25 protein-coding genes are annotated in these 26,538 nt (G+C 42.5%); 7 read left to right on the top strand and 18 right to left on the bottom strand.

Going from position 1 to position 26,538, the window contains the following annotated elements; genetic code table 11:
- Positions 1-25: 25 nt before the first annotated feature.
- The 16 genes from TREBR_RS04185 to rfbF all read right to left on the bottom strand — a co-directional run bounded on the left by TREBR_RS04185 (position 26) and on the right by rfbF (position 17,958).
- The gene (locus tag TREBR_RS04185) at positions 26-520 is read right to left on the bottom strand and encodes a hypothetical protein (protein ID WP_013757978.1); all 495 of its coding nucleotides are present in this window, start codon (positions 518-520) and stop codon (positions 26-28) included.
- A 14-nt stretch (positions 521-534) separates the two neighbouring features.
- On the bottom strand, positions 535-1,386 hold the full coding sequence (locus tag TREBR_RS04180) for a glycosyltransferase (RefSeq protein WP_013757977.1): 852 nt from the start codon (positions 1,384-1,386) through the stop codon (positions 535-537).
- Positions 1,380-2,486 (bottom strand): glycosyltransferase family 4 protein, encoded by a 1,107-nt coding sequence (locus tag TREBR_RS04175; protein ID WP_013757976.1) that lies wholly within the window; start codon positions 2,484-2,486, stop codon positions 1,380-1,382. The genes TREBR_RS04180 and TREBR_RS04175 overlap by 7 nt, the downstream gene beginning before the upstream one ends.
- A gap of 79 nt (positions 2,487-2,565) precedes the next feature.
- On the bottom strand, positions 2,566-3,612 hold the full coding sequence (locus TREBR_RS14775; protein WP_041610323.1) for an EpsG family protein: 1,047 nt from the start codon (positions 3,610-3,612) through the stop codon (positions 2,566-2,568).
- A 104-nt stretch (positions 3,613-3,716) separates the two neighbouring features.
- Positions 3,717-4,817 (bottom strand): glycosyltransferase WbsX family protein, encoded by a 1,101-nt coding sequence (locus TREBR_RS04165; protein WP_013757974.1) that lies wholly within the window; start codon positions 4,815-4,817, stop codon positions 3,717-3,719.
- Complete coding sequence (locus tag TREBR_RS04160; protein ID WP_013757973.1) at positions 4,817-5,458, bottom strand: CatB-related O-acetyltransferase; 642 nt, start codon at positions 5,456-5,458, stop codon at positions 4,817-4,819. Before TREBR_RS04160 ends, TREBR_RS04165 begins: the two co-directional genes overlap by 1 nt.
- A gap of 121 nt (positions 5,459-5,579) precedes the next feature.
- The gene (locus TREBR_RS04155; protein WP_041610322.1) at positions 5,580-6,323 is read right to left on the bottom strand and encodes an SGNH/GDSL hydrolase family protein; all 744 of its coding nucleotides are present in this window, start codon (positions 6,321-6,323) and stop codon (positions 5,580-5,582) included.
- Between the two features lie 178 nt (positions 6,324-6,501).
- Entirely contained in the window at positions 6,502-7,428 is a 927-nt protein-coding gene (locus TREBR_RS04150) for a glycosyltransferase family 2 protein (protein ID WP_013757971.1), read from the bottom strand.
- The gene (locus tag TREBR_RS04145) at positions 7,418-8,764 is read right to left on the bottom strand and encodes an MATE family efflux transporter (protein WP_013757970.1); all 1,347 of its coding nucleotides are present in this window, start codon (positions 8,762-8,764) and stop codon (positions 7,418-7,420) included. The genes TREBR_RS04150 and TREBR_RS04145 overlap by 11 nt, the downstream gene beginning before the upstream one ends.
- Positions 8,765-9,276: 512 nt before the next feature.
- A complete protein-coding gene (locus TREBR_RS04140) occupies positions 9,277-10,212 on the bottom strand; it encodes an NAD-dependent epimerase/dehydratase family protein (RefSeq protein WP_215904835.1) in 936 nt (311 codons plus the stop codon).
- A gap of 7 nt (positions 10,213-10,219) precedes the next feature.
- Positions 10,220-11,272 (bottom strand): AroB-related putative sugar phosphate phospholyase (cyclizing), encoded by a 1,053-nt coding sequence (locus TREBR_RS04135; RefSeq protein ID WP_013757968.1) that lies wholly within the window; start codon positions 11,270-11,272, stop codon positions 10,220-10,222.
- Positions 11,273-11,275: 3 nt separating this feature from the next.
- Entirely contained in the window at positions 11,276-12,880 is a 1,605-nt protein-coding gene (locus tag TREBR_RS04130; RefSeq protein ID WP_013757967.1) for an aldolase catalytic domain-containing protein, read from the bottom strand.
- 53 nt (positions 12,881-12,933) lie between these two features.
- The gene (locus tag TREBR_RS04125) at positions 12,934-14,742 is read right to left on the bottom strand and encodes a thiamine pyrophosphate-binding protein (protein ID WP_013757966.1); all 1,809 of its coding nucleotides are present in this window, start codon (positions 14,740-14,742) and stop codon (positions 12,934-12,936) included.
- A complete protein-coding gene (rfbH, locus tag TREBR_RS04120) occupies positions 14,742-16,082 on the bottom strand; it encodes a lipopolysaccharide biosynthesis protein RfbH (RefSeq protein ID WP_013757965.1) in 1,341 nt (446 codons plus the stop codon). The genes TREBR_RS04125 and rfbH overlap by 1 nt, the downstream gene beginning before the upstream one ends.
- 16 nt (positions 16,083-16,098) lie before the next feature.
- Entirely contained in the window at positions 16,099-17,163 is a 1,065-nt protein-coding gene (rfbG, locus tag TREBR_RS04115) for a CDP-glucose 4,6-dehydratase (protein WP_013757964.1), read from the bottom strand.
- Positions 17,164-17,958, bottom strand: a complete 795-nt coding sequence (rfbF, locus tag TREBR_RS04110) for a glucose-1-phosphate cytidylyltransferase (RefSeq protein WP_013757963.1) — start codon at positions 17,956-17,958, stop codon at positions 17,164-17,166.
- Positions 17,959-18,321: 363 nt separating this feature from the next.
- Here rfbF and TREBR_RS04105 point away from each other — a divergent pair, with 363 nt between their 5' ends.
- From TREBR_RS04105 to TREBR_RS04075, 7 genes are all read left to right on the top strand, one after another.
- Positions 18,322-18,675, top strand: a complete 354-nt coding sequence (locus tag TREBR_RS04105) for a helix-turn-helix domain-containing protein (RefSeq protein ID WP_013757962.1) — start codon at positions 18,322-18,324, stop codon at positions 18,673-18,675.
- Between the two features lie 236 nt (positions 18,676-18,911).
- Complete coding sequence (locus TREBR_RS04100; RefSeq protein WP_013757961.1) at positions 18,912-19,526, top strand: fasciclin domain-containing protein; 615 nt, start codon at positions 18,912-18,914, stop codon at positions 19,524-19,526.
- A gap of 67 nt (positions 19,527-19,593) precedes the next feature.
- Complete coding sequence (locus TREBR_RS04095; protein WP_013757960.1) at positions 19,594-19,965, top strand: hypothetical protein; 372 nt, start codon at positions 19,594-19,596, stop codon at positions 19,963-19,965.
- A 254-nt stretch (positions 19,966-20,219) separates the two neighbouring features.
- Positions 20,220-21,098, top strand: a complete 879-nt coding sequence (locus tag TREBR_RS04090) for a hypothetical protein (RefSeq protein ID WP_013757959.1) — start codon at positions 20,220-20,222, stop codon at positions 21,096-21,098.
- A 1-nt stretch (position 21,099) separates the two neighbouring features.
- A complete protein-coding gene (locus TREBR_RS04085) occupies positions 21,100-21,801 on the top strand; it encodes a response regulator transcription factor (RefSeq protein ID WP_013757958.1) in 702 nt (233 codons plus the stop codon).
- Positions 21,798-23,231, top strand: a complete 1,434-nt coding sequence (locus tag TREBR_RS04080) for a sensor histidine kinase (RefSeq protein ID WP_013757957.1) — start codon at positions 21,798-21,800, stop codon at positions 23,229-23,231. The genes TREBR_RS04085 and TREBR_RS04080 overlap by 4 nt, the downstream gene beginning before the upstream one ends.
- Before the next feature lie 33 nt (positions 23,232-23,264).
- Entirely contained in the window at positions 23,265-24,809 is a 1,545-nt protein-coding gene (locus TREBR_RS04075) for a hypothetical protein (protein ID WP_013757956.1), read from the top strand.
- An 85-nt stretch (positions 24,810-24,894) separates the two neighbouring features.
- Here the strand turns inward: TREBR_RS04075 and TREBR_RS04070 are convergent, their stop codons facing one another.
- Complete coding sequence (locus tag TREBR_RS04070) at positions 24,895-25,704, bottom strand: MetQ/NlpA family ABC transporter substrate-binding protein (protein WP_041610623.1); 810 nt, start codon at positions 25,702-25,704, stop codon at positions 24,895-24,897.
- 95 nt (positions 25,705-25,799) lie between these two features.
- Positions 25,800-26,462, bottom strand: coding sequence for a methionine ABC transporter permease (locus TREBR_RS04065; protein ID WP_013757954.1), 663 nt, complete (start codon positions 26,460-26,462; stop codon positions 25,800-25,802).
- Positions 26,463-26,538 lie beyond the last annotated feature (76 nt).

Below are 26,538 nucleotides of genomic sequence, written 5' to 3'. Positions count from 1 at the left end.
GGGGCCCTCATAGAACGAGCCGAGGTTACGCCCGAACGCCGATATCGGCATTGAGCAGCATAACGGAAGATTGGTGAAAAAAACACAAATCATACATAATCGATTTCGGAATGTCGCGAAAAGCTCTCCATACGGAACCGATTCCGGCCGGCGGCACGGGAATATCATGTTTTTCAAGCGGGATTGCACGGACACAGTCTTCATCCAGCAATTCGGACAAAAAAGAAACGGTTTGTTCCAATTTTTTTATTATCGGGGCACATTCCGACGCGAAAACGGGACGCTCCGTCCATAACGACAAAATTTTCGTTTGCCGTACGATCAGTTCAGCTTGATTTGCCGCCGGATAATGAACGGTAAACGGCATATCCCCATCAGATTTACCGGCAACGGCACGCAGATACAGATTCGCTTCCGACAGAGCGGATTCCGGCAAAATCACGGCGGAAATGCAGCGGAGACCGTTCCGTTCGGCAATGATAGAGAAGATAGCTTGTTCAAAGAGGGGATACTGCATCATAATTTACAAAAATCTTATAAAACGGAGTCTGAATTCTCCGAATTGAACGCCGCAATCTCTTCCAGAATTCTCCGGTTCATTTTTCGCCGTTCGCAATCGAAAAACCAGCCGTATTTATTGAAGTACCGGAACGCCGATTTCATATGTGCAACGAGCATTTTACGGCTTTTGTAAGATTCCTGCGCATGATCATGAACGATACTCACTGCGGGATAGTATAAAGTTCGACCCACACGATGCAATCGACGTATCAAATCGAAATCTTCAAAATACATGAAAAAACGATCGTCAAAAAACATATCGTTGTCACGCAGAGTTCTAAGACGAAGAAACATAAAACAACCGGAAAGACACGGCGGATTCATAATATGTTCGTAACCTGAAGCACGTAAAGTATATCGATCGTTACGTTTTCTTCCGAATCGTGCGGGTATGAAGCGGCGAAAAATCAAATCAAACGGGGTCGGCAGTAGTTTGCATAAATATTGAAGGGAACCATCAGGATACGTAACTTTCGGTAATACGCACACGGCGTCAGGATTCCCGTCAATAAACGATCTGACCGCACTTAAAACATCTGAACTGAAACGGATATCAGGATTCAGCACGACATGATATTCCGCACCACGCTCTATCGCTTCCTGCATGGCAAGATTATGCGCAGCACCGTATCCCAGATTCGCATTATGGATGTAGCGAATGGGAAGTCGACTACCCCATTCCCGTTCCAATATACGCCAACGATCGCTCGGCGAATTGTCGATTATATAGAACGTGTCCACTGCGGCTGACGAGACGACGCTTTTAAGTAAAACGTCTATCTGCGTACGCGGCGTATTGAAAAGAACGACAGAAGCGGTCAACATGTGGATACTCCTTGTTGAACTATTTTTTCGAGCAATTCGGGAAAATGATTTGAATCATATTTTGAACGGAATTTTGCACTCGCGCGCTGCTTACATGCAACGGTACGGTTTTTCCAATTGTCAATTATACGTACGTATTCACCGACAGTATCGGCGCTGAAGAACAGGTCGTTTTCGGGATCAATCGTAATTCCTTCAAAAGCCACATCAGTTCCGATAACAGGAGTACCGCAGGAAAGGGCATCGATTACTTTGACTTTTACGCCAGCTCCATTTCTGAGTGGAGCAATCAAAGCCTGACAGCGGGCGATTTCAAGTATCGGATACTCAACAAAACCGAGACAAATGACATTATCCATAGCGGAAATTAACTGTTTGATATCCGTTCGCAATCCTCCGCCGATAATCACAAAAGATAATTCCTTATTCAACCGCGGATAAACCTTTTTAAGAAACCATTTCAACGGCAGGTAATTTTCTTTTCTGTTCCACGCACCGTAAAAGCAGAAAGTACCGGAAGCAATCGACATATTGTCAAACGAAAGGGATTCCGATTTCAGATAAAAATTCACATTACAAGCGTCCGTATCGTAATATTGTTTTAACAGATTACTGTCTTTCTTGCTGAATGTTACGACCGTCCGCGCCGACAGGAGCGTCTGACGCTCCGCGAAAGCAATAAACGGAAGGTGCAAAATTCCCGAACGCTTGAATTTCTGTCTGATAACGTCGTGGCACATAAGAATCTTGCACGGATGATTGACGTACAGCGAATACAGATGAACTTGGGAAAAATCGAAATACAATACGTCAAAATTATCGGCAACGGAACGCAGTAAATGCAAAGTTTCATCGTCAATACGCTTCGCATAAAAAGGATGGTATGGCAATCTTCCGATACAGTTTCTGATCGACGTACGTATAACGTGGAGAATTTCAACTTCCAATGGTAACTCGACAGCGTGTCCCGGATACGCCGCATATATAAGAGAAATCTCGTGCCCATATCCAAGTAAATCGAGAACCAACCGACGCGTATAATCCTGTCCGGCAGTTTGCCTATTGGGAGGAAACGCAGATACAAGTAATACTTTTAACATAAAGGAAGCTTCTTTTTATTGAAATTGAGGTAATTATTTACCTTTGCAATAATAGAATTTTAACTGTTACAGGTCTCTCTTAAAACGATTTCAGAATGGGATATTTTTTTATCGACCAAAGTTGAAAAAATGCATAAAAACAAAACGAAGATACAAAAAAGCAAAAATCAAATATCTCCGTATTTTGATACGAACCTACGAAGTTCTTATATGGAACCAATCCGTTAGCCGATCCATTAAGAAGTATGGAAAGAATGAATATTGAACCGAATACCAGAAGACAGCCCACATACAATAGTTTGGAATATTTTGTATTTTTCTTTGAAAAAATAAGATCCGGAATTAAGATAATTATAGATGGTAAAAAATATTCATTTATTCTGCTGATTACTATATAAACAGGTGATTTCCTTAGAATAACGCAAAGTATCAATAAACAGAGGGAAAAAAAGCACAAATTATAAATCAGTTCATGATCTTTTTCCGTTTTAAGAAATACCAAGATAAAGGTACAAACAACAATATTAAAGATGAAAACCGGTGATAAAATATTATCAGGTAAATCAACTAATAAATAGATTGCATACGGAGTATGTTCTAAAATCGGATTTATACATAATCCCAGTAAGGTAATCAAAAGGCACAAAATGAATTTCAGATTTTTTGCAATTTTTTTATGGCAAAAAAAATACAACGGTATAACGATTAAAATGGAAAAATGAATAAAAAAACTGGTAAGTAATATAATTATCAGGAACTGTAGAAATTTTCTTTTCCTGATATATACAGTAGCATATAAAAAAATATAAATTGCAAGAGCCTGCCTGAGCGTATTGAACGTTCCCAAAAAGAAAGGAGTATATGTAAAAAAAATGAAAACCGATAAAAGAATATTTTTAGATTCTTGATCGATAAACTTTTTGACAAAAAACAGAGTTAACGCACTATGAAGTATCACAACAGATTGAAAAGAAAATCCCATATTCTTTAACAGGGAATTTATCAGCATAAAACCTTTCTCTTGGGTATAAAGTTTGTCCGGTTCTGAAAATATCGTTAAATATGCATTAAAATCGACTCCGACATCATACCGAAAAGCAGAGAAAATGAATAATGAAATAAACATGAATGAAATAAATCCGTTTGATACGTTTCTACCATAAGCACTCAAGCAGATAAAAAATAACGACATCAAAAAGAATATATAAATACTCATAATATATATGATTTTTACTTATAAATTGAGTGTATGGCTTCTTTTAAAGTATCCACTTTACCTTTACCGTACTCGATATCAGGTTCCATAAAATTCCCCTCTCCCCATTCATTCCAGGACTTTAGGAAAACAATTTGTTCCTGTTCAGGCTTATTCTTTACCAATTCCAATACGGTACAAATATGTTCTTTGAATAGTTTAAGTGAAAAATTAATGAAAACCATTCCGTTTCTTCCGCTTCGGGGAGTATGATCCCAAGTACATACTATGCCGGGATAAAAATCATTTCTCTTATCTTTTTCAGAAACTGCATATTTGACAATTTCCTTATAATTTACCAATCGGGGAATCTTTAAAAATTTGAACAATAACACTTTGACGAGCGACAGCGGTTTATCCCTCCGTAACGCTTTAGCACCGAGCCACATTCGATCGGTAAAAACGGCATCAAACCCAGATTTCAAATATTTCTCAAAATCATTGGTATTTCTTTTTGCACTTGCTATAAAATGGAAACCTTGTAGCCCTTCTGCTTTTGCCAACTCCTGCCAATAATTAATGAACGTTGGGCAGTCAGCAAAATCATCGGGCTTATAAATAAGAAATAGAAGTTTTCCGTTCACCTTTACATACCGTTTATCTTTTAAAATCGGTAATATGGTTTCAAAATGTTCCTTGTAATCTTCCAAGCCGCAATATTTTTGCTCAATCAATAATTTATCTTTTGATTTATCTTTTGACCAGACTTTCGCATACCAACTCTCATTTGCCCAACCCAAGCAAAAAGGAAAATCAGGTTTACCCGATGAGATTATTTGCTGCAAAGGTTTTTCCAATAATTGTTTTCCTTCACCGAACCAATAATGCCAATAGCAGAATCCTTCCACTCCGGCATCTTTGGCCATTTGGGCTTGAAGCTCCCGAACCTCGGGTACCCTTAGATCGTAATAGCCCAATTCCGTCGGTACTTTAGGTTGTTTATGTCCGGGAAACAAGGGACGAGCTTTACCTACATTCGTCCATTCCGTAAAACCCGTACCCCACCACTGATTATTTTCCGAAATCGGATGATACTGCGGCAAATAAAAAGCCAATATTCTCGGTTTTGATATCATCAATACCTTTCCTGTGTCATTTTGATAAAATCACTGCTTTTATTTAAAATTTTATCCAATACAATCTCATCAAGTTTTTCATATATAAGCGGTATATCAGTAACTGTGAATTTATCAAACAAAGCAGAAATATCTGTTTGTTCCAATTTTTTTCGTAAGTTTTCATTAAATCTATATCTGATAAGTTTTGCAGGATTTCCCGCTACGATTGCATAAGGTTCAACATCTTTGGTTACGACGGCTCCGGCAGCTATCACCGCTCCTTGCCCTATATGTACGCCGGAACAGATTATAGCGTTTTGTCCTATCCAAACATCATCCTTAATGATAATATTTCCTTTGCTTCCTGCCTCACGAGGAATGCCAAACAGTTTTACATTGAATGGATATGTAGAAATCGTGTCCAAATTATGCTCTCCTCCCAGTAAAAACTGTACGCCGGGTGCGATAGAACAATAACTTCCGATTATCAATTTTGTATCAACTGGTGAAAAATCCGTAACATTTATTGCTCCATAGGTTTTACGACCTACTTGAACACGATTTATATCACACATGTTTACAATACTAGCAAAATTATGTTTATTGCACAGACGAAAAAATTTACGGAATATTTTTGACTTAAGAGTGTTTAAAAACATTTTTTTTCCTTCTTATCGTCTAATTCTTCTTTTGAATAATATTGGTTTTATAAATCCCAATCTCCAAAAAACCATCCTGAACTACTCAATAATTTTCTCAATTTCTTCTATTTGTAGTTATTCACTGATTAATAACAGACAGGATGTTTTTTGCAATCCTATCCATTCCCACATCTCCAGGATGTGCACCTACACCCGGTTGTTTATAATTTTTATAACTTGAAGCAAAATTTTCTGAATCTATCCCGCTTCCGAGATGGCTTAAGTCACATATTATAGAACCTGTAGTTAAAGCTACTTCTGTAATTACATTGATTTTCTCTTTATCGGGCCAGAATGGAAGGCAAACAACCCGTCTTGACTCCTTAAAATAATTTACCAATTCTGAATAGCGCTCTAAAAAGAGCTTTCCATTCCGTATAATATCATCTCGACTGACATTTTCCCCAATCTGAAAAATTACAATATCCGGATTTTTAACTTGTACTTTTTGCAATTGTTTTTCATTAAAGGGATTTTGGACAAATCCTCTTTCAAAATCAGCAATATTTACAACTGAAAATCTTATATTTACACCATATTTTGCAGCATAGGCAAAAATAAGTTTATGAACATAATCATTTTCCACTTTTGTAGCTGCGAGACCTCTCCTTGTCTTATCAGGCTCTTCTTCAGGCATACCGCAATATGTAAGAGAATTTCCAAGAAAAAGAAATTCTACTGTTTCATAAGCTGGATTTATAATAAATTCATTATTTACAAGATCATCAAAAATATCATTATTAAAAGTTCTTAAAACTGATTCCGAAATTTCATTTTTTAGGACTAATTTTTGATGGTAATTCTGAATTTTGGATTTTATCAAATCAAATTTATAAATTATAAATCCAGTAAACCCTAACAAGAAAAATAAGTTAACAATAAGAGAAAATCTTAATACCCCCCCCCCCCATTTTAACCATTTTTGCCTCCTTTTTTTTAGGTAGTATTTAATAAATAATCTTACTAATTACATTTTCATTAAATTAGAAATAAATTAATTTTTATTTTAAAATTTTCCTTATAAATTGCTTTATTTTAAAAAAATTATACCTAAATATAAATTTTCTATAATATTTTTTCCCTTTATAAGCATTTAAAACTAATTCAAAAAGGTTTTCGTCTTTCAAATAATCAAGACATTTATCTTGTCTTTCAAACTTATACAACCATATCGGGAAAAAATTGAACAATAAATCTTCTTCAAGAAAATCAAGACAAGATTGCGAGACCAAGCCCTTACTTACGTATGCTTTTATAAATCCCAGATAATTCTCATAAAATACTTTATATAAACCATATGAAATATCTTTCTTTTCAATAGTCTGAATTGTACAGAAATGTTCGTTTACTATCAAACAATTTTTTTTCTGATCTACGTAATTCAACACAAAAGGAACCTGCCATAAAGATTGATTGCACCCCTCAAAGTCGTTAAAAATATTAGAACAGAAATCATCCCAAACCCCAAGCCCGCCAATCCAAGTAATATTAAAACTGACCTTATTTAAAAAATCTTCCAGAGAAAATACCTTTATGTATCCATAATTTTTATTATTAAAAAAAATTACAGGTTTTTCTAAATAATTCTCTTTTATAATATCTAATATTCTTCTGACAGTATCTTTCTCAAACAATAAAGTATCATTACAAAGTTTTCTAAATAAGCCTGTCGCCTCAGAAATAACCATTGGGAAATTTTTATCTCTTATATTTTCTTCATTCCTAAAATATTTAATATTAGAATGTCGAGTAGAATAGCCTAAAACAACTTCTCTCGTGCCATCTGTAGATGCATTATCCGATACTACTATTTCTACCTCAAATTCATTAAACCCAGTGGAATTTATTATAGAATCCAGACTCTTTTTTAGATATTCCACCCTGTTATAAGTCGGTATACAAATACTTAGTAAAGGTTTATTCGACATTTTCAAAATCCTCTTTATGCCATTTATTTTTGTGTTTTTTGTAAATTAAATAAGAAATCGGTAATCCTATAATCTGCATACTTAAAAATCCACAGAAAAACATCTCTACCGGCAAAAACTTTCCTATTATAAAAGTTGTACAAGCTATCCAAACAGCACTTATTATTGACATAACCATGTAAGGTTCTTGTTTGTGTCCTCGTAAGTATATCGCCAAGGAATTTACAATAAGCTGGATAAAATAACACAGATATAAAACAATTATAGATGTAGCAGGCAAAAATCTTGAAATAATTTTAGGAACAATCCAAAAACTTCCAAAAATTTTTATAAAAATAACGATTCCGACACCTATAAAAAAATATGTCCCCAATGACAACAGAAGTCGTTTTGTAAATAATCTGTCAAGACTCCTCCAGTCCTTTTTTGACACAAGCATATTCATTCTTGGTATAATTGTGTATATCCAAACATTTCCCAAGTTAAATATTGCATTAATTAGCGCAAGCGTTATTCCAACTTTTCCGCTGAAAATGGGACCATGAAATAAGTGCATTAGAGGTGTGTATATTTGAAAAATAAAATAACCGCTTGAAAAGCTTAACGCATATTTTATAAAAAGCGGCATTACTTCTTTACGCCATGGATACTTCGTGATCTTAGAGATTTCCCAAAGTTGCTTTAAGAAGTTTCTAAATTTACCAAAAACATTTATAAAAATAGTACAAGAGCTTACAAAGATTCCTAAAGAAATGGCATATATATTTCCGCGTAATATCAACACCAAAACAACAATAGCTGTATTTATAACACTTACAAAAAAACGTATTTTCTGAACTTCCTCTATTTTATTTAGCCCCTCAATAAAAGAAAGAACAGATGTATTAAAAAAGTTTATGAGAGATCCTATAGCATAAATCGTCCACGGAATAATATATATTGAAAAAACTCCATCTCTTATAAAATAAACCAAACCAATTATATAAATAATGGGAAACACAAAAACACTAATAGTTCCAATCCATTTTAATGTAAACTTAAAAAATGTCGCCAGTTTATTAAGATGATTATCATCACCTTCAAGAAACTTTTTATCATTAAAATATAAGAATGCATATTCGTGAGCACTAAACTGAAGAATAATATTGCTGAAACCGAGATCTGCAAAAATTGACAGCGCAGAAATGCTACTGAATAAATACCAATATCCTTGCTGCTCTGCAGAAAGAAAAAAAGGGATCAAAATCATTGTTATTGGACCACTGACAAGCCTCCATAACTGATTTATAAGAGTGGCAAAAAGATCTTTTACATTTTGATTGTTAGTATGAGACATAGAGCTCCAAATAAAAGACATCTATTAAACAACTGTTACTCTTTATACAAGTCTAACATTTTCTTAAATCCAACTTAAATTAGAACTGTTTATTTCCACGTAAGGCTATGTAATTTATTATTATCAAGGATATCGGTAGTTGATTTTGATTCCATGTACTGATTTTCATTTTTTCTGCGTTGCAATCTCTGTATAAAGATCTTTTTCTGGATATAAATAGCAAAACAGTGTTATTAGATCTCTTATAGATATTCTTTTATTATAAATATTCACCAACCTGATACTTACATTCGATCGCATTGGAGAGCACAGCAAACAGATATATTTTCATCCACTTTCTTATTTTCCGTATAACAGCAATATATATTTAATTTAAAACCAGATTTATCAATGTATTTACGGAATTTTATAAAAACCTTTATTTGTTCCTAACATGAACAAAAACGATATCATTGTTTAGTGTTTTATACTGAAACAATGTAAAGTATTATATGAACGATACTATACCACCACTATAGATAATCTGCACTACCAACTATTCTTTTTATTCCTTCTTGAAATTCAATTTCAGGTTTCCATCCGGTATCCTGCGAAAGCTCCGTTATATCCGCAACCAAATACATCGGTTGGTGCGGATAATACTGCTTTTTTCCGAACGACAAAGATATATCGGGATTAACTATACATCTTACCATATTCATGTATTCCGAAAGTTTTCTGCCCGTTCCGCTCCCCAAAGGATACGTTTTTCCGCTTACCCCTTTTTCGGCAACAGCCAAAAAAGCCATCGCGGCATCATCGCAATACAGATAATCCCAAATCTGCTCACACCGAGTGAGTTCGGGAGAGCGGCCGGCTTTCAACTCCGAAACGACGTATGAAATTAATGTATAAGGAGCATCGTGCGGACCATACACACTGAGAATACGCAGCCAATTGAATTTTATCCGCAGCTGTTCGCATAATCTTGCGGCAAATTTACCTGCCGTATATTTTGCAATACCGTAACAGCTTTCAGGATTTACCGGCATATCAGCCGTTAACGATTTTTCCTGCACACCGTACTCGGCTTGAGAACCCGCACCGATAAAAACGGTACACCCGCATTGAAACGCAAGTCGTACCGCATCGAGTGTGCTTTGGATATTCTGAAATTGAACTGCCACATCATCTCTACCTGCCCCGGCGGTGTTTGCCCAAGCTAAATGAATGAAAACATCATAAGTACCGGACAAAGAAACGGTAGCGTATGCATCACTATTGCATACGACGATATGACAATATCTATCTTCAGGAAGGTTGTTTTCACGGTTCGAATTTTCACGGACTATGCACGTAACATCATAATCCTGTTTCAATGCCTGCCGGACGATCGCCGAGCCGATCATTCCCGTGGCACCGGTAATAAGTAATTTTTTCATTAAGGCATTCCGATAAATTTGCTTCAATAACGATCTACGGTAAAACGGTCTGCAGTTTTTCAAGAGCGGAAACTATTTCCCGTTCTTCAATATCGGTGTACATATCAAGAGACAAATCGTCGTGTAACAATATGGCACGGATAGTATCGTTTACCTGTTTTTTATCTTTTTTGACAGCCGTGATGATTATATCTTTATCGAACCACTGAGCATCAAACCTTACGGGAAGAATTTTCTTACAAACGTCTTCTATCCTTTTTGCAAAAGTACTGTCTAATAATCCCCTGTTTACGGAAACGGTATTCGCAACGATCATTCCCAAAGCAACTGCGGAACCGTGCGGAATTCCATAATTACTGGAAACTTCAAACGCATGACCGAACGTATTGGCATAATTTAAAAGTATCCGTTTACCTTTGTCAAATTCATCTTCTTCTATAAAACTTTTCTTGAATTCCAAGGAATTGCGTACGAATGAAGTAATCGTCGGATTGTCCCTCTCTATAAGTTTACAGATATTCTTTTCGATATTATCGATTCCGTTCTTTCCGGCCATAACGTTGAACTTTACCACTTCTCCCAATCCGCTGGCAAAATCCTTCTGTGACAAAGTTTTAAAGAATTCCGGATAAATTTTTATTTCATCAGGAGGGTAAAACGTACCCAGTAAATTTTTGAAACCCTTATAATTAAGGGAAGTTTTTCCGCCGATACAACTATCACAGGCAGCCAGAAGCGTTGAAGGAAAGAAGAGCCATTTTATGCCCCGATACAGAATATTGGCAACGAATCCCGTAATATCCTGCACGATGCCGCCGCCTATCGATACGAGGCACGTATTCCGCTTGGAAGCAATATCCGTCATTTTTTCACAAATTGACAATACGATATCCATCGTCTTATTTTGCTCGAGTGCATCCAACAAATACAACCGCTCTTTTCTAAATACGGGCCATTTCGATTCATATAGCGTATATACGTTCTTATCTATTACGAAATAAACCGTTTCATCGTTTATCAAATTTGCAAGAGTCAAATCTGTCACGAAATCAACTGAATAGGTTTTAAAGCGCGATTCTATATTCATTTTTCAAGTACCTTCCGTATAGAGTGATTCCGTAATACTGAACAGACTGATCTTATCTTTTTTACTCCGAATGAAATTTTTTATGGCTTCATTTCGCAATAAAACGTTTTCCTGACAAAATAAAAAGAACGTATAATCCGAATAGTAATTTTTACTGTTATCGGGAATATATCCGTCAAATCCCGCAATCGCAACGTTTTTTATATCCAATTTGATCAAAAGATTCAGCAATAATACGAGCGGATTGTCGTGAATACAATCCACATCGGTAACGAGCGGTGCGTAGGCCACTTTATAATCGATTTTTTCTTTTGTTTCAGTAATATTTGAAGTGCAAATCAATTTCACTTTGGAATTTTCTATATATATCCTGCTGAAAAACTGGCTGTATCTTTTTGCGTTTCCCATAAATACATAATCTATGGGAAACTCGTCGTTTAAAAAATTGACGCTGATCAGTATAGGTTGTTTTTTTTGGATATAATCATCTATTTTAGCCTTTTCTGAAACGATTGATTTTCCCGGACCCAGCAGCAGAATGGGACTGTCTGCAAATATTTTTTTCAATTCCGCAAGTATTTTTCTGTCGTCGAATTCCCTGTTCTGATACTCTTCATAGAGGGTTTCGGCCAAATTCTTATCGTAAAGCAATTTCTTTTCTTGAGGTATCCTTTTCAACAGCTCGTTTATTTGTTTTACTGAAAGTGTCTTTTTATCAAGAAATTGGGTAACATAGTCCGGATGGCAGTCGTGTAAGGCTGAAATATAGAACAGAGGACGATAACCCCATTCCTGTTTTTTAAATTCTTTTGTGATATCAATATCTATCGCTTCCTGAATTTGATTGATATCATAGTTTTTTCTGTAAAATTCATTCAGATACATCGCGATGAGTTCCGTACAGGCATTACCGGCACTTTTCCCTATGCCGAACAGCGTCCCATCCACCGCCAGAGGTCTGTTTTTTATATTATCGACTACCGCTATCACATTGGAATAAGCTAACTGAAAATTATTATGGGCATGATACCCCAATATTATTCCTTTATTCAGATACGTATCCATAACGTTGCAATAGTGCAGAACTTCCCGACTGTGCATCAGCCCATAAGTATCCACGATAGTAACCGCATAAGGGTCTATCTCATTGATTTTTGTGATCAATGAGATCAATTCTTCGTCACTGAAACTCGTAACGGAAACCGGATTTATAAAGATCTTATATCCTTTTTCTTTTACTTGCCGAATAAACGCGAGCGCTTCATCTTGTCGATGTTTCTTAAAAATAATTCTGATACCGTCGATAACCGATTCCGATGCCGGAGAGATATTTTCTATGTTGCAGGTTCCGAAATCGATCATGGCGCATACTAACGCATGAGGTTTCTGCATGTTCTTAAAAACCGGATCTATCGATTTCGTATCCGGATATATGGAGCGATCCGGATCGTACGGACGTCGATCATCAATAAAACCGACTTCTATCATATCCATATTCGCTTTATCCAAGCGGCTGAATATGCTTTTTATACTGCCCGCGCCGAATTTCCAATCGTTAACGTATCCACCATCGCGAAGCGTACAATCCATCAAAAACAGATCATTCATAATATCCCTGCAAAAAACAATTTATACTTAAAAACGATGCCGTAAGGGCACGCCTATTCGGAAACCAGCGGTATATACATGTTCTCTGCCAATTCCGAACGGGAGAGAAACGGAGACATATCCTCCAGCGGCGGTGAAAACAAGGACCCGTCCGCCAATTTCTTCGTTGCAGATTTCGGCTCGAACACCTGATCCGTGGAAACGAAAATTTCGCATATCATAGCATTTGAAAAACGGATAATTTCATGTACGGTACCATTCAATTGCGACTGCGTTTCAATGCGGCAGTACGGAATATCGAAAGCAGACGCCAACTGCTTAAAATCGGGAAACCCCAAATCATTACTTTCAGGCCCTACTCCGACGAGTCCATTATGAAAGATATTATTCTGAGTCTGTCTGATTTGATGATATCCGCCGTTATTGATAATAAAAATCTTTATCGGCAGCTTGTTGGTAGAAATAGTTTGCAATTCCTGCAAATTCATCATGATACTGCCGTCCCCGGCGATGCAATATACCGGAGATTTTCCGGCAGCAACGCAAGTTCCTATGGCTGCAGGTAAATCCCAACCCATGGAAGATACTGCACAATTCATTATAAATCGGCTGTTTTTCTTTATATAATACGACTGACTGCCAACTACGCTGGCAGATCCGTTGGCAACAACGGTAAGCGCTCCCTCAGGTAAAGCCCGACTCAGCGTGTCCATAAACGTATATACGTTTACCGCATCATCTGCCCGTCCCGATTTTTTGCCGACGACCGGATAACGATGTTTCCAGTCCCCGCACTGTTTCAACCATGGAGAAGTACCGCTCCGCAGATCCGTCCTCACGGACTCCAATAAAGCGGACATGAACTGTGCCGCATCGGCACAAACGGGTAAATCTATCCGAACGGTAGGTTTCCGTAATTCTTCAGGATCGATATCAACGACGACCGTATAAGCGGCACGAGCCCATGTTTTTACATTATAACCGACTTGATACACGCTTAGTCTAGTACCGATACATATCAATAGATCGCTGTTTTGAACTGCAAAATTGCCGGCGCGATCACCCATCGTACCGCCGCGGCCGCAATAACACGCGTCGTCACTGGAAATAAGATCGATACTGTTCCAGCACGTTACAACGGGAATTTGCAATGCTTCAACGAGTGCGGCAAACAATCCCATCCCGTCGGATAATCGGATACCGTTGCCCGCATATAACACGGGTCGCTTCGCCGTACGTAATTTTTCGACGACCGTTCGTACTGCTTCAAAGAGAAAACCGTCATCAGCAGACCGTACGAAGGGTTCATATCCTTTTAAAGTCGAATCGTCGACGTACGCACTTTGAATATCAAGCGGTATGTCCAACCAGCACGGTCCGGGTCTACCGGAAACTGCCGTATGAAAAGCTTTTTCCAGACAATAGCGAATCATGGATTCATCAACAATCATTTCGGCGTATTTGGTCATTCCGCCGACGGCTCCAATGATGTCAAACTCCTGCCCGCCCAGAGATCTGACTTTCAACCCTGTATATCGAGTGGTTAACGATCGCTTCATCTGACCGGAAATGACAAGCATAGGGATGGAATCAAGATACGCACCGGTGACCCCATTCAAAGCGTTTATACTTCCGGGACCGCTCGTCACGCAAACGACTGCGGGAGTACCGTGTATTCGTGCGTACGCATCCGCTGCCATCGCAGATGCCTGTTCGTGATGGTTATAAACGCAATGCAGTACATCATTATGACCGAACGCATCGTTCAGATGCATCGCACCGCCGCCGGTAACGGTAAAGATATCCGTAATATTGTTCTTTATTAAAAATGCTGCAATATAATCAGCTACCCGCTGCTTCATCAGTTAACACCACGAACGCTTCGTTTGATTACGGAAATCATTCTGTCAATCATTTTGTCCGTCATACCGGGATACACACCGATCCAGAACGTGTCGCGCATAATCCGGTCTGTTACGGACAAATCACCGACGACACGATATGCGTCCGTTCCGCGAATCTGGTCAAAGCACGGGTGGCGCGTCAGGTTTCCTGCAAAAAGCGCGCGCGTCTGGATGTTCTGCCCTTCGATTTTCTTTACAAGCTCGAAGCGGTTCACGTTCTCCCGGCACGTCATCATGAAACCGAACCAGCTCGGCGTGCTGTCCGGCGCGGCTTCCGGCAGAATGAGCTTGTCCTGTAAGTTTTTAAGGCCGTCATAAAGCCGCTGCCAGTTTGCGCGTCGTTTTTCCACAAAACTCGGGAATTTTTCAAGCTGCGCACAGCCGATTGCCGCCTGCAAGTCTGTTGCTTTTAGATTATAACCGAAATGGCTGTACGTATATTTGTGGTCGTATCCAAGCGGAAGTGTTCCAAACTGCTTGTCAAAACGATGACCGCAAAGGTTGTCTTTTCCGCTCGGGCATACGCAGTCGCGTCCCCAGTCGCGCATTGAGCGAACGATTTTATGTAAAAGCGGGTTATGCGTATATACAGCGCCGCCCTCGCCCATAGTCATATGGTGAGGCGGATAAAAACTTGAAGTACCTATGTCGCCGATTGTGCCGGTGAACTTTTCTTTGCCGTCAATTGTGTATTTTGAGCCTAGAGCATCACAGTTATCTTCTACAAGCCACAAGTTATGTTTTGTACAGAAGTCCTTTACCGCTTTCAAATCAAAGGGATTGCCGAGTGTGTGTGCAATCATTACAGCCTTGGTTTTTGAGCTTAATGCCGCTTCAAGCTGCGTTACATCAATATTATATTGAGGAATCGTTACATCAACAAAAACGGGAATTGCCCCGTACTGTAAAATCGGAGTTACGGTTGTAGGGAAACCGCAGGCAACAGTGATTACTTCGTCCCCGCGCTTAATCTGACGTTCTTTTAATAACGGGCTTGTAAGAGCCATAAATGCACAAAGATTTGCTGATGAACCGGAGTTCACAAGAGAAACAAATGGTGTTTCAAGATACTCTCCAAGCCGCTTTTCAAATTGATCTGTATAACGTCCGCTCGTAAGCCAAAATTCCAAAGCAGAATCGACAAGATTCATCATCTCTTTGTCATCAAATACACGGCTCGCATAGCTGATTCGCTCCCCGTCTTTGTATTCGGGCTTTAGCATAAATTTTTTATAGTACTCACTGACACTGTTTAAAATCTCTTTTGTTGCTTCCTCTTTCGATTTACTTTCAAACATCACGCTTCCTCTTTATTTATATTTCAAAATATTCTTTAATCTGATTATCCGTTACGGCTGCAGATGACACACCATTTTGTACGGCTTGCTCCCACTCGACTATTTTTTTTATTGCAGTCCGAATATCCCACAGCGGTTTCCACCCGAGCACGTTTTTTGCGGAAGAACAGTCCAGTTTCAAAAAATTCGCTTCATGCGGAGCGTTCGATTCGGCAACGTTTTTCCATACCGCACCGCTGCCCCATGTTCTGCAGAACATATCCGCAAGTTCACCCGTTGTTACGCAGCTTGAATCATCCGGACCAAAATTATAACTTCCTTCATACGAGGATTTATCCTCATACTGTAGCCGGGCAAGAAGCAAATATCCGGAAAGGCATTCAAGTACGTGCTGATACGGACGGGTCGAATACGGATTTCTTATAACGATGTCTTTTCCGGATTCAACAGCGCGAATACAATCCGGAATGATCCGATCAAGAGCATAATCACCGCCGCCGATCACGTTTCCGCTGCGAGCCGTCGATACGGCGAGATCACGATTATCGGAAAAAAAAGATTGTTTGTAACTGTGCGTAACCAGTTCGCTGCAGGATTTACTGTTTGAATACGGATCGAATCCGCACAATTCTTCATTTTCGCGATAGCCCCAATTCCACTCACGGTTTTTATACACTTTATCGGTTGTAACGTTGACAACACTTTTTACCGTTCCGCTGTTTCGGACAGCTTCAAGCAGATGCACCGTTCCCATCACGTTCGTTTCATACGTTTCGACCGGATCTTTATACGATACCCGTACCAGCGGCTGTGCAGCCAAATGAAACACGATATCGGGCTTTGCGGCAACGATACTTTCCGCCAATTTTTTCCCGTTACGTATGTCAGCCGTGATGCAGTTCATTTGCTCCGCAGTTTTAGTCAGGGCAAACAGCGACGGTTCCGTCGGAATTCCCGACGAATAGCCCGTAACGTCCGCTCCCGCCGCAATCAAAATCCGGCAAAGCCACGCCCCTTTAAAGCCGGTGTGCCCGGTAAGAAAAATTTTCTTGTTTTTATAAAAACTCAACAAACTATTCATTTAATATCCGCGGTTCGTAAAGTGTCCCCAGATATCCCAGGGAGCTTTTTCAGTACTCCAAAGTTTATTTAAATCATCCTTATCTTTCAGCATATCCATAGGATGCCAAAATCCGTTATGTCTGAAGGCATGCAGCTGTCCGTCTTTTGCGATATTCTGCAAAGGATCACGTTCCCACATAACGTTATGTGCATCAGAAGGAATATAATCCAATGCCTTATTCTCACAGACAAAAAATCCGCCGTTAATCCAAGCGTCGCTCGGCTTTTCCTGAAATTGTCTGATTATTCCGTCATCTTCTATCGCAAGGGCGCCGAAACGACCTTCCGGTTTTACCGCTGTAAGAGTAACAAGCTTACCCGACGCAGCATGTGAATCAACGAGTTTTTCAATATTAACATCGCTTACACCATCACCGTACGTCAGCATAAAAGGTTCATCGCCTATATATTTCTTTGCGCGACAAATGCGGCCTGCCGTAAGGGTATCAAGCCCCGTATAAAGCATTGTTACTTTCCATGGCTCACTTCGCACTTTGTGAATCTGCACGTCGTTGTTTGACATATCAATTGTCATATCAGAATAGCGGTTATAATAATTAAGAAAATAATCTTTTATTACATGCCCTTTATAACCTGTCAGAATGATAAAGTCATTGTAACCGTACTGACTGTAAATCTTCATTATATGCCAGAGAATCGGATAACCGCCGATTTCTACCATCGGTTTGGGAATGAGCTTTGTCTCTTCTCCTAGCCGAGTTCCCATTCCTCCTGCAAGAATTAGTGTCTGCAAGATGAACTCCTTTACAAGCTAATAGATAGTAAGAATGAATGAACGATTAAATCGAGATATCTTTCCGTACCGGAAGGAACGGAAATTTGCGAGAAGGCGCTTTGCGCTGAAAATGAAAAAGCGGAAATTGTGGGCTTGCGAATACACGTAGTCCGTAAAACCGACTAAAAACGGTTCGACTGTGCACGAGTATATTCGTAAACCGCCCTGTCCTGCCGAAACGAGGTCCAGAATGGTTTTAAATCGCACATACGATTTAAATAGTATGGAGCGATAAAACAATCGTCGTATCGCAAGCAGATAATATATAATAATAGTAATACTGTCAAGTTTAAAATAAGAGTATTGTTGTATTCTGAATGCATGGGGTCATTCAGAGAAAATTTGCGCGATATATTGGATTTTCAGGGGTTAACGGTAAAGGAACTCTCGTATAGAACCGGACTGGTAAAAGGAACGATTGATTCATATTTAGGTATAAGAGAGTCCATTCCGCCGGCCGATGTCGCGGTCAAAATTGCGCAAGAGCTCGGCGTAACGGTCGAATACCTTGTTACCGGAGTTGCGGCGGATACGAAGACGAAATATACGATGATCCAAGATATATTGGACGACATGCTGACTCTGGATGAACAATATTTGGATATAATCCGGCCGATGATACGTGCGGCAGCCATAACGGCAAAAAAGAAACGCAATCTGGCTGTCAGCAGGTGAGATTTCCTCATTCTGCCGGCCCACCGAATAAATCTTTGCACAATCTTAATATTCCTCCTGAAAAAACTTGATATTCGGCAGGTATGCTGAAAACCGTCAAAGAGATCCGCCGGAACGTATCGCCGAATACGGAACCGTTCCCGCCGCGTCGCGGCGTATTATGCGCATAATAGCGGAACTGACAAAAAGCAGAAAATTACGATTATATCCTAATCGTAATCCAATAGGAGGTTTTTATGAAACGGGTATTTTTTCTGGTAACCGTATTGGCACTAGTTACGGCAGGCTCCGTATTCGCACAAAACGGCACGGATATCATCGACCGAATCGGTACGGAAAGCGCGGAGATTTCCGATTCCACAGCAGCTGAACCGGAAAATGCGGAAGTTCCCGAAGCAATCGCAGCTGAACCGGAAAGCGCGGAAGTTCCCGAAGCTATCGCAGCGACCGAATCGAAATCGGAAGCTTACGATGAACTGAAAGAAGCAGTTGAAAACGACGCAGACTTGACGGTCTTCGCACAGGCGCTTGCCCAGGCGGATATCGACGCGTCCGTTCTTGAAAAAGGCGTTACCGCGTTCATCCCGGTGGACGGATCCGAACCGGATGCAGCACAGCTTGCAAATTCCATCACGGATTATCTCGTAGCGGGCAAACTCACTACTGAAGAATTGTTTATGAAAAGTTCCATAACCGCATTATCCGGCAAAGAACTTCCGATTCAGATCCGGGGAAACACGTTCACGGTGAACGGAAGCGCACTCGTCGGACTGGACTCTATCAACACCGGTTCAATCGTCGTACATAAAATAGCGGAAACGTTTACCGATTTTCGCGTCAGCATAAAATAAGACACCAAAAGCAGATGCGGCTTTTTAGACTGCGTCCGCAACAAAACACTTTATCAAGGAGCATGATATGAAAAAAACGAATACGATTTGCACGGTGGCAGCTGTCTGTTCAGCGCTGCTGCTGATCACAGCGACAACGATGTTGACCGGCTGCCTCGAAGCCGAACCGCAAACACAGGACGAGACGGCTGCGGCTGCCGTACAAAACGACACCCTGCCGGAAGCGAACACGTATGCCGAACCGCAGTTTTCCGACTCACCCGAAACGGCGGCCGAACGGAACGCCGCAGTCGACGCTATGGCCGACACAGCCAATACAGCCGCAACATACGGTCTGGCGGGCGAAACGTCGGAAAATATGACGGAAGAACCGATCCCCGCCGACCTCGGTACCGAATCGGAATCGGTACACACGGAAAACGGCACGCTCATCAACTGACAAAACGGAGCCGGAATGCTGCTTTTCCGGCTCCATCCGGTATCCGTACTTACGTAGCTGTCCGTAAACCGGCGTTTACGGACAGTCCCGCCGACAGACGTTCGTACCGAACGAACCGTTTTTTTGCATACGGTTGTTCTTTTTATCCTTTTTTTATACAATATTACAGTGAATTTACAAGGAAACCGAAATTGCCTGAAAAACGGGTTTCGGGCAGCTCGACATCTTGGCAAACTCTGTAAAAGGAGATACCGGTGAAAATACCTACACGTCTGATACCGGCCGCACTGTGCGTTTACTGTTTTGCTTTCTGCATACCATACGGAGCGGCTCAAGCGGATACGGCGGAAAATACCGTGCTGAAGCTGCAAGGGAATCCGCTGAAAATGACCGAATATACGGGAGAATCGTTCGGCCGGCTGACCGTGTCGCGAATCGCTTTTTTCGATGCCGGCCGCATCGCCTCCGAACAGCGCCTCTCGCCGGACGGAACCGTCCACACGACCGTAACGTACGACTACACGCCGGAAGGCCTCGTTTCTGAAATAAAAGGCACGGACGCTTCGGGTCAACTCAAATGGACATACCGTTACGAATATAACGAAGCGGGCCTGCTCGTTACCGAAACATCGCTCGACGCAGCGCAAACCGTGGAAGGAACGATCGTTTCCGAATACACGGATGCCGGATTATTGTCCGCACAGAAAACGTACAACGCAGACGGCGCGGTTACCCTCACCGAAACGTTCAGTTATACCGATGCGGGCAGAAAAACGGAGCAAACGGCGCTCTACGGAGACGGCAAAATCCTGAAACGGATTTCATTTGAATACAACGACGCCGGAATGCCCGTCAAAGAACTCAGATACGACGGGAACGGTTTATACGAAACCGTCGTCTATACCTATATCGGTAAAAAAATACGTTCCGTAACGCGGTTCGGCGCGGACTCGGTTCTCAAAGATACGCAGTACAGAACGTACTCGGGCGAGCTTTTAAGCCGCACGGTAACGAAAAACGCCGCCGGAGAGCCCGTAGCTGAAGAATCGTTCACGTACGACCGGGACGGAAACACGTTCTGTATCCGCGACGCAACGGGCGTCACCATACGCGACATAACGTACGGAGACTGACATGTCCTGCATCATGCTTGTTGAAGACAACACGCTCATACGCGAGGCCGTCGCCGGTTACCTGCAGCTTGACGGACACAAAACGGTAGAATTCGATACCGGAGCGGGTGTACTGGACGCAGTACGGCGGGAAATAGCCGATCTGATCATTTTGGACGTCATGCTTCCCGACGGAAACGGATTTGCCCTTGCAAAATCGATACGCGCAGTCTCGGCAGTACCGATCATTTTTTTAACGGCAAAAGACAGCGAATCGGACCGAATTTTGGGCTTTGAACTGGGTGCGGACGATTACATCTGCAAACCGTTTTCCGCCAAAGAACTGGTACTCCGCGTACAGGCGCTGCTCAGACGCAGCGGCGGCAGTGCCGAAACGGTTCCCGGAGCTTCGGGCGAATGGCAGCAAGGCGAAAGCCGCGCAACGCTTGACACGGCGAAACACACGCTGGCTATAGACGGAATCGACGTAAATCTGACCGGCGCGGAATGGAAAATCCTCGTCTATCTCGCAGAAAACAGCGGCCAAGTCGTTTCCCGCGAACAGATATTGTCCGAATGCTTCAATTATTTTTTTGAAGGATCCGAACGCACCGTCGATACGCACATCGCCAACTTACGGGCAAAACTCGGCGTGGGCTGGATAGTTACCGTCAGGGGCTTCGGCTACAAATTCGGCGGCAGTCTCCGATCGGAGTCCGCATGAAAACGATATTCGGGAAAATTTTTTCCGGACAGATCGCCGTTTCCTGCGCCGTGTTGCTGATCATGTCGTTTATTTTTTCCGCCGCGATACGAACGTCCGTATCGAGTTGGAATTTCGACAAACAGGATGAACTTAAAAAACTGCTGCTGCCGGTCATTTCAAAAACGTACCGCCTGACCGGAGGGCTGAGCGAATCTTCGCTGGAAAAAGCGCTGCTGCCGTACGTGACGGATTCGCTGTACGTGTACGTATTCGACACGGACCGAAAACCCCTGCTGCTGCTGGAACAGGGAAAACGGAAAACGGTGCCCGAAGTCGAAAAAAGCACCGGCCCGCTGACGTCTTTTCTATCGCTCAATCCGCCGGTACCGATTAAAGACGGAACGACGCTCATCGGATATTTAGCCGCCGACAGCGTCGATTTTCTTGCGTATAAGGCGAACCGGATTTTTCTGTCAACCATGGAACGGGCACTGGCGGTCGGCGCGCTGGCAGCCGTAGCGTGTGCCCTCGTATTGTCAATATTGACGTCGTCCGTCTTTTCCGCAAAAACGGCGGTGCTCTCCAATTCCATTACCGGACTGCCGGTAACGGAAGCCCACATCGCGTCGACCGGTATACAGGAATTCGACCGGATAACGGAATCCGTACGGCAACTGCAAACGACGCTCAAGCGTGAAGAATCGCTGAGGCGGCAGTGGATGCAGGATATATCCCACGATTTGCGAACGCCGCTTACCGCCGTTAAAATGCAGATCGAAGGACTCAGCGACGGCGTGCTGCATCCGGACGCGGAACGCTTTGCGGCATTATATTCAGAACTTAACCATATCGAACGGCTCGTCTGCAATCTGCAGGATTTAAGCCGTTTTGAATCACCCGAAATGGAAATACACCCGGCAGCCGTCGACCCGTACGCATTCACCGCCGACATCAAAGAGCGTTTTTCACTTCTGGCGGAACGCAACGGTGTTACGCTGCAGTGCGACGTCCGATGGCAGAAACACGGTGAAAGCGTCTTTTACGCGGACGTCCTGCTGCTCCAGCGCTGCGTTTCAAACATAGTGCAGAACGCGTTTCAGCACACGGCGGCCGGCGGAATAGTAACGTTTTTAATAGAAGAAAAAAACGCACCGGCTTCGCGGCGGCGCACGGCCGCAGCCATAACCGTAACGAATCCGGGCCGTATAGATGAAGCCGACATACCGCGCGTATTCGACCGGCTGTACCGGGCGGACCGTTCGCGCAGTTCGGAAGGCAGCGGACTCGGCCTCTCGATTGCGAAAGCGATCGTACAGCTGCACGACGGAAGCATTTCCATTTCAAACGAACCTCCGGATGCCGGCGGTGCACGGCCTTCAACGGTACGGGTATACATTGAACTGCCCGTACGGAGCCACTCCGGATCGAAAGCAAACGGTACGTCTTGACCCGTTCCCCGAACTTGTCGTATATTTGTTACCATGGGACAACAAGATAAGAATTCCGAAACCGACATGAATATTTTTCAACGCTTAATCGCGTCGATCTTCGGTTCCACGGATCCCGAAGTGGAAAAGCGCCGAATGCTGAAAAATATTGCGAAAACTCTTTCAAAAACCCGCTTTAAGTTCTATAAATTCAGCGGTGACGAAGTACTGGTTCCGTTTGCCAAACTCTTTTACGGAATATACAAAATTATCGCCCCCGCGCAGGCAATGTTCCAAAGCATCCAAAATCCGAACGCTTTTAAAACGCTCATCATTCAAAGCGTCATTTCGGATAAACAGCGGGATTTAATAGAAAAACTCGACGAAGAATACGTTTACGAACAGGCAAAAAAACTGTCTTTGTCAGAACTGGAAAATCAGATAAAAAGCAATGCGGAACTGCTTTTTTCCGATTTTGATATGGATACCATCAAGAAAATCGACGGTACCTACAATAAGATGATGCTGTTCAAAGCGTTTTGTGAGTACGATTATTATTTTCTGCTGAAAAAATTCGATTCCAATTTACGCGAACGGGAATTTTCGGCTCCGCCCCGTTTTGAAAACATCAGCGGAGAATACATTGCGGACGATTTAAAAGATTTTATCAGCATAGCCTGGCCGCTGCAGAATTACGACTCCTGGAACGACATTTTCAGTATGCTGAAAGAACATAAAGGTGTGGAACCGATTTCCCAGAGCGTGTGGACAAAAATACTTTCGCGTATCAAAGAACTGCAAAAATCGCGGGTTTTGGATATGATGCTCCAACTCGTTTTGAAAGATCCCGGATACGAGTTCACCCCGACGGAACGCGATGAACATATTATCGAGCCGTACCTCGATAAAATACGGCAGCAGGCCGAAAGTATTCTGGTCAAAATCAAATCCGATCAGAAATCGTCAAAGATAGATTCTTTGGTAACGTCGATCTTCGGCACGACCGCGGTTGTCCGTTTAAAAAATTACACGGAAACGGCGAGTCTTGCTTTTGAACGCAAAAACGCCGGTTCCTATATGTATCAGCAGCCGCTCAATTATATGAAAGCGTTTCTGCTCGATTATCTGAAGAAAAATATCAGGGAATTTTCCGATTTGGTGCTGGTTCGCGGACAATGGGCTACCGCCGCGCTTTCCGTTCCGATGTCGAACGCGTATCACGGCCTGCTCGAGCTTTCCGATAAGATCATTGAGTTCGACGACACGCTTGCAGACGATACGCCGCTCGCCGCAAAACTGAAAAACCTCGTTTCCCGCTGTGAACGGGATCGCGATGCCCTGAATATTCTGCACACCGTTTTGAACGACACGAACGATAAAGCACGTTCGTTTTTACTGACCGGAACGCAGCATCTTATCCTGCTCGCAAAAAATATCAAAATGCTGCTCGACGATCATGAAAAAGCGCATCCTGAAATCCTGATCAATTGGAAAGAACTGGAACATTTTGCCGATCAGCCGGTAAAACAGCAGGGAATTGCCATTTATAAACAGATATATCAATTTGTCACGCTGATGCAAAGCTTCCTTTCAAACTGAACGGTTCCGTCGCCAAAAAGAAAAGGCCGTGAAGCTGAAATCCGCTTCACGGCCTTTTTTAATACCCGGAACGCTGAACCGCTGCTCAGTTTCCGCTCATGAACGCCTGAACGACTTCACCGTTCGGATAGCGTGAAGCGATAAAATCAGAGATCTCTTTGCTCTGCATCGCTTTTACCAAAGCGACGATACGCGGATCGTTCTGATTGCCGTCTTTCACGGTGATAATGTTTACGTACGGAGAATCGGCGCCTTCTATGAACAGCCCGTCCGTTTTTGCAACCAGTCCGGCGGGAATCGCGTAGTTGCCGTTAATGACTGCCGCGTCGACGTCCGAAAGTACGCGGGGCAGAGAAGCCGCTTCAATTTCGCGGAATTTCAAATTGCGCGGATTTGAAACTACATCGAGCGGAGTTGCGGTAATTCCCGCCGCACCGTTCAATTCGATCAGTCCGGCTGACTGCAGCAGCAGCAGCGCGCGGCCTTCGTTCGTCGGATCATTCGGAATCGCAACGGTCGCGCCGTTCAGCGCGTCAAGCGACGTTACCTTTTTTGAATACAGCGCCATCGGTTCTATATGAATACCGCCTGCGTTGACTAAATGGTAACCCTTTTCCTTGTTGAAAGAATCCATATACGGCAGATGCTGGAAAAAGTTCGCATCGATCTGACCGCTTTCCAGCGCTTCGTTCGGCGTTACGTAATCGGTAAACTCGATGATTTTGAGCGTAATACCTTTCTCCGCCAAATCGTCGGTAACCAGTTTCAGCATTTCCGCGTGAGGTTCCGGCGTGGCTCCTACTTTCAGAACTTGCGCGTTCTTGTCTTTTCCGCCGCCGGCAAACAAAACCGCGGCAGCCGTCAAAGCAAACACTGTTGAAATGATTTTTTTCATCATGTTTCTATCCTCCATAAACCTATCAATTTAGTATGAATTAAACATACCGAAAAGCATTCGTCGTGTCAACACGACCGCCGACTGAGCGGATGCTACCGTTTAGCCAGCAGCGCCGCGCTTATCCGGGTTCCCACGAACTGGATAAGTTCGACCAGCAGCAATATTACGATTACCGCGGCAACCATTACCTCCGGACGGAAGCGCTGATATCCGTAGCGGATCGCCAAATCTCCCAAGCCGCCGCCGCCGATCGCGCCCGCCATTGCCGAGTAGCCGATCAGATTGATAACGGTCAGCGTTACGCCCGAAACGAGAGACGGCATCGCTTCCGGCAGCAGTACTTTTACGATAATCTGCACGTCGGTAGAGCCCATGGCGCGGGCCGCCTGAATGACGCCGGGGTCAACTTCTTTCAGCGCCGTTTCGATGATGCGGGCAACGAACGGAGCGGCGGCGATTGAAAGCGGTACGATCGTTGCCGAAGTTCCGATACTGGTACCGACGATAATGCGGGAAAGCGGAAACAGCAAAATCATCAGAATGATAAACGGAAAAGAGCGCAGCGCGTTCACGATGCGCGTCAGTATCTGGTTCAAAACGGCCTTCGGCGCGATTCCCGAAACGGGATCGGTCGCACACAGCAGAATACCGAGCGGAAGGCCCAGCAATAACGAGAAAAAAGTAGAGGTAATAACCATCACCAGCGTCTGAACCGTCGCCACGCCGACAAGCGAACATAATGTATTGAAATCCATCAGTTACCTCCTGATAATAAGCGAGCCAGCCGCATCGCGTCGCGCAACTGTATTGCATCGCGCAAACGCGCACCCC

The organism is Treponema brennaborense DSM 12168 (assembly GCF_000212415.1).
Taxonomy (GTDB): domain Bacteria; phylum Spirochaetota; class Spirochaetia; order Treponematales; family Treponemataceae; genus Treponema_F; species Treponema_F brennaborense.
Note: the sequence above shows the minus strand (reverse complement) of the source record. Positions and strands in the feature narration are given on the sequence as shown.

Coding starts and splice junctions, on each gene's coding strand:
- TREBR_RS04185 (WP_013757978.1), bottom strand. CDS start 520: ATGATGCAGTATCCCCTCTTTGAACAAGCTATCTTCTCTATCATTGCC.
- TREBR_RS04135 (WP_013757968.1), bottom strand. CDS start 11,272: ATGAATATAGAATCGCGCTTTAAAACCTATTCAGTTGATTTCGTGACA.
- TREBR_RS04080 (WP_013757957.1), top strand. CDS start 21,798: ATGAAAACGATATTCGGGAAAATTTTTTCCGGACAGATCGCCGTTTCC.
- TREBR_RS04100 (WP_013757961.1), top strand. CDS start 18,912: ATGAAACGGGTATTTTTTCTGGTAACCGTATTGGCACTAGTTACGGCA.
- TREBR_RS04160 (WP_013757973.1), bottom strand. CDS start 5,458: ATGTTTTTAAACACTCTTAAGTCAAAAATATTCCGTAAATTTTTTCGT.
- TREBR_RS04180 (WP_013757977.1), bottom strand. CDS start 1,386: ATGTTGACCGCTTCTGTCGTTCTTTTCAATACGCCGCGTACGCAGATA.
- rfbG (WP_013757964.1), bottom strand. CDS start 17,163: ATGAATAGTTTGTTGAGTTTTTATAAAAACAAGAAAATTTTTCTTACC.
- TREBR_RS04165 (WP_013757974.1), bottom strand. CDS start 4,817: ATGATATCAAAACCGAGAATATTGGCTTTTTATTTGCCGCAGTATCAT.
- TREBR_RS04070 (WP_041610623.1), bottom strand. CDS start 25,704: ATGAAAAAAATCATTTCAACAGTGTTTGCTTTGACGGCTGCCGCGGTT.
- TREBR_RS04175 (WP_013757976.1), bottom strand. CDS start 2,486: ATGTTAAAAGTATTACTTGTATCTGCGTTTCCTCCCAATAGGCAAACT.
- TREBR_RS14775 (WP_041610323.1), bottom strand. CDS start 3,612: ATGTTTATTTCATTATTCATTTTCTCTGCTTTTCGGTATGATGTCGGA.
- TREBR_RS04075 (WP_013757956.1), top strand. CDS start 23,265: ATGGGACAACAAGATAAGAATTCCGAAACCGACATGAATATTTTTCAA.
- TREBR_RS04150 (WP_013757971.1), bottom strand. CDS start 7,428: ATGTCGAATAAACCTTTACTAAGTATTTGTATACCGACTTATAACAGG.
- rfbH (WP_013757965.1), bottom strand. CDS start 16,082: ATGTTTGAAAGTAAATCGAAAGAGGAAGCAACAAAAGAGATTTTAAAC.
- TREBR_RS04105 (WP_013757962.1), top strand. CDS start 18,322: ATGGGGTCATTCAGAGAAAATTTGCGCGATATATTGGATTTTCAGGGG.
- TREBR_RS04095 (WP_013757960.1), top strand. CDS start 19,594: ATGAAAAAAACGAATACGATTTGCACGGTGGCAGCTGTCTGTTCAGCG.
- TREBR_RS04085 (WP_013757958.1), top strand. CDS start 21,100: ATGTCCTGCATCATGCTTGTTGAAGACAACACGCTCATACGCGAGGCC.
- TREBR_RS04065 (WP_013757954.1), bottom strand. CDS start 26,462: ATGGATTTCAATACATTATGTTCGCTTGTCGGCGTGGCGACGGTTCAG.
- TREBR_RS04130 (WP_013757967.1), bottom strand. CDS start 12,880: ATGAATGATCTGTTTTTGATGGATTGTACGCTTCGCGATGGTGGATAC.
- TREBR_RS04125 (WP_013757966.1), bottom strand. CDS start 14,742: ATGAAGCAGCGGGTAGCTGATTATATTGCAGCATTTTTAATAAAGAAC.
- TREBR_RS04145 (WP_013757970.1), bottom strand. CDS start 8,764: ATGTCTCATACTAACAATCAAAATGTAAAAGATCTTTTTGCCACTCTT.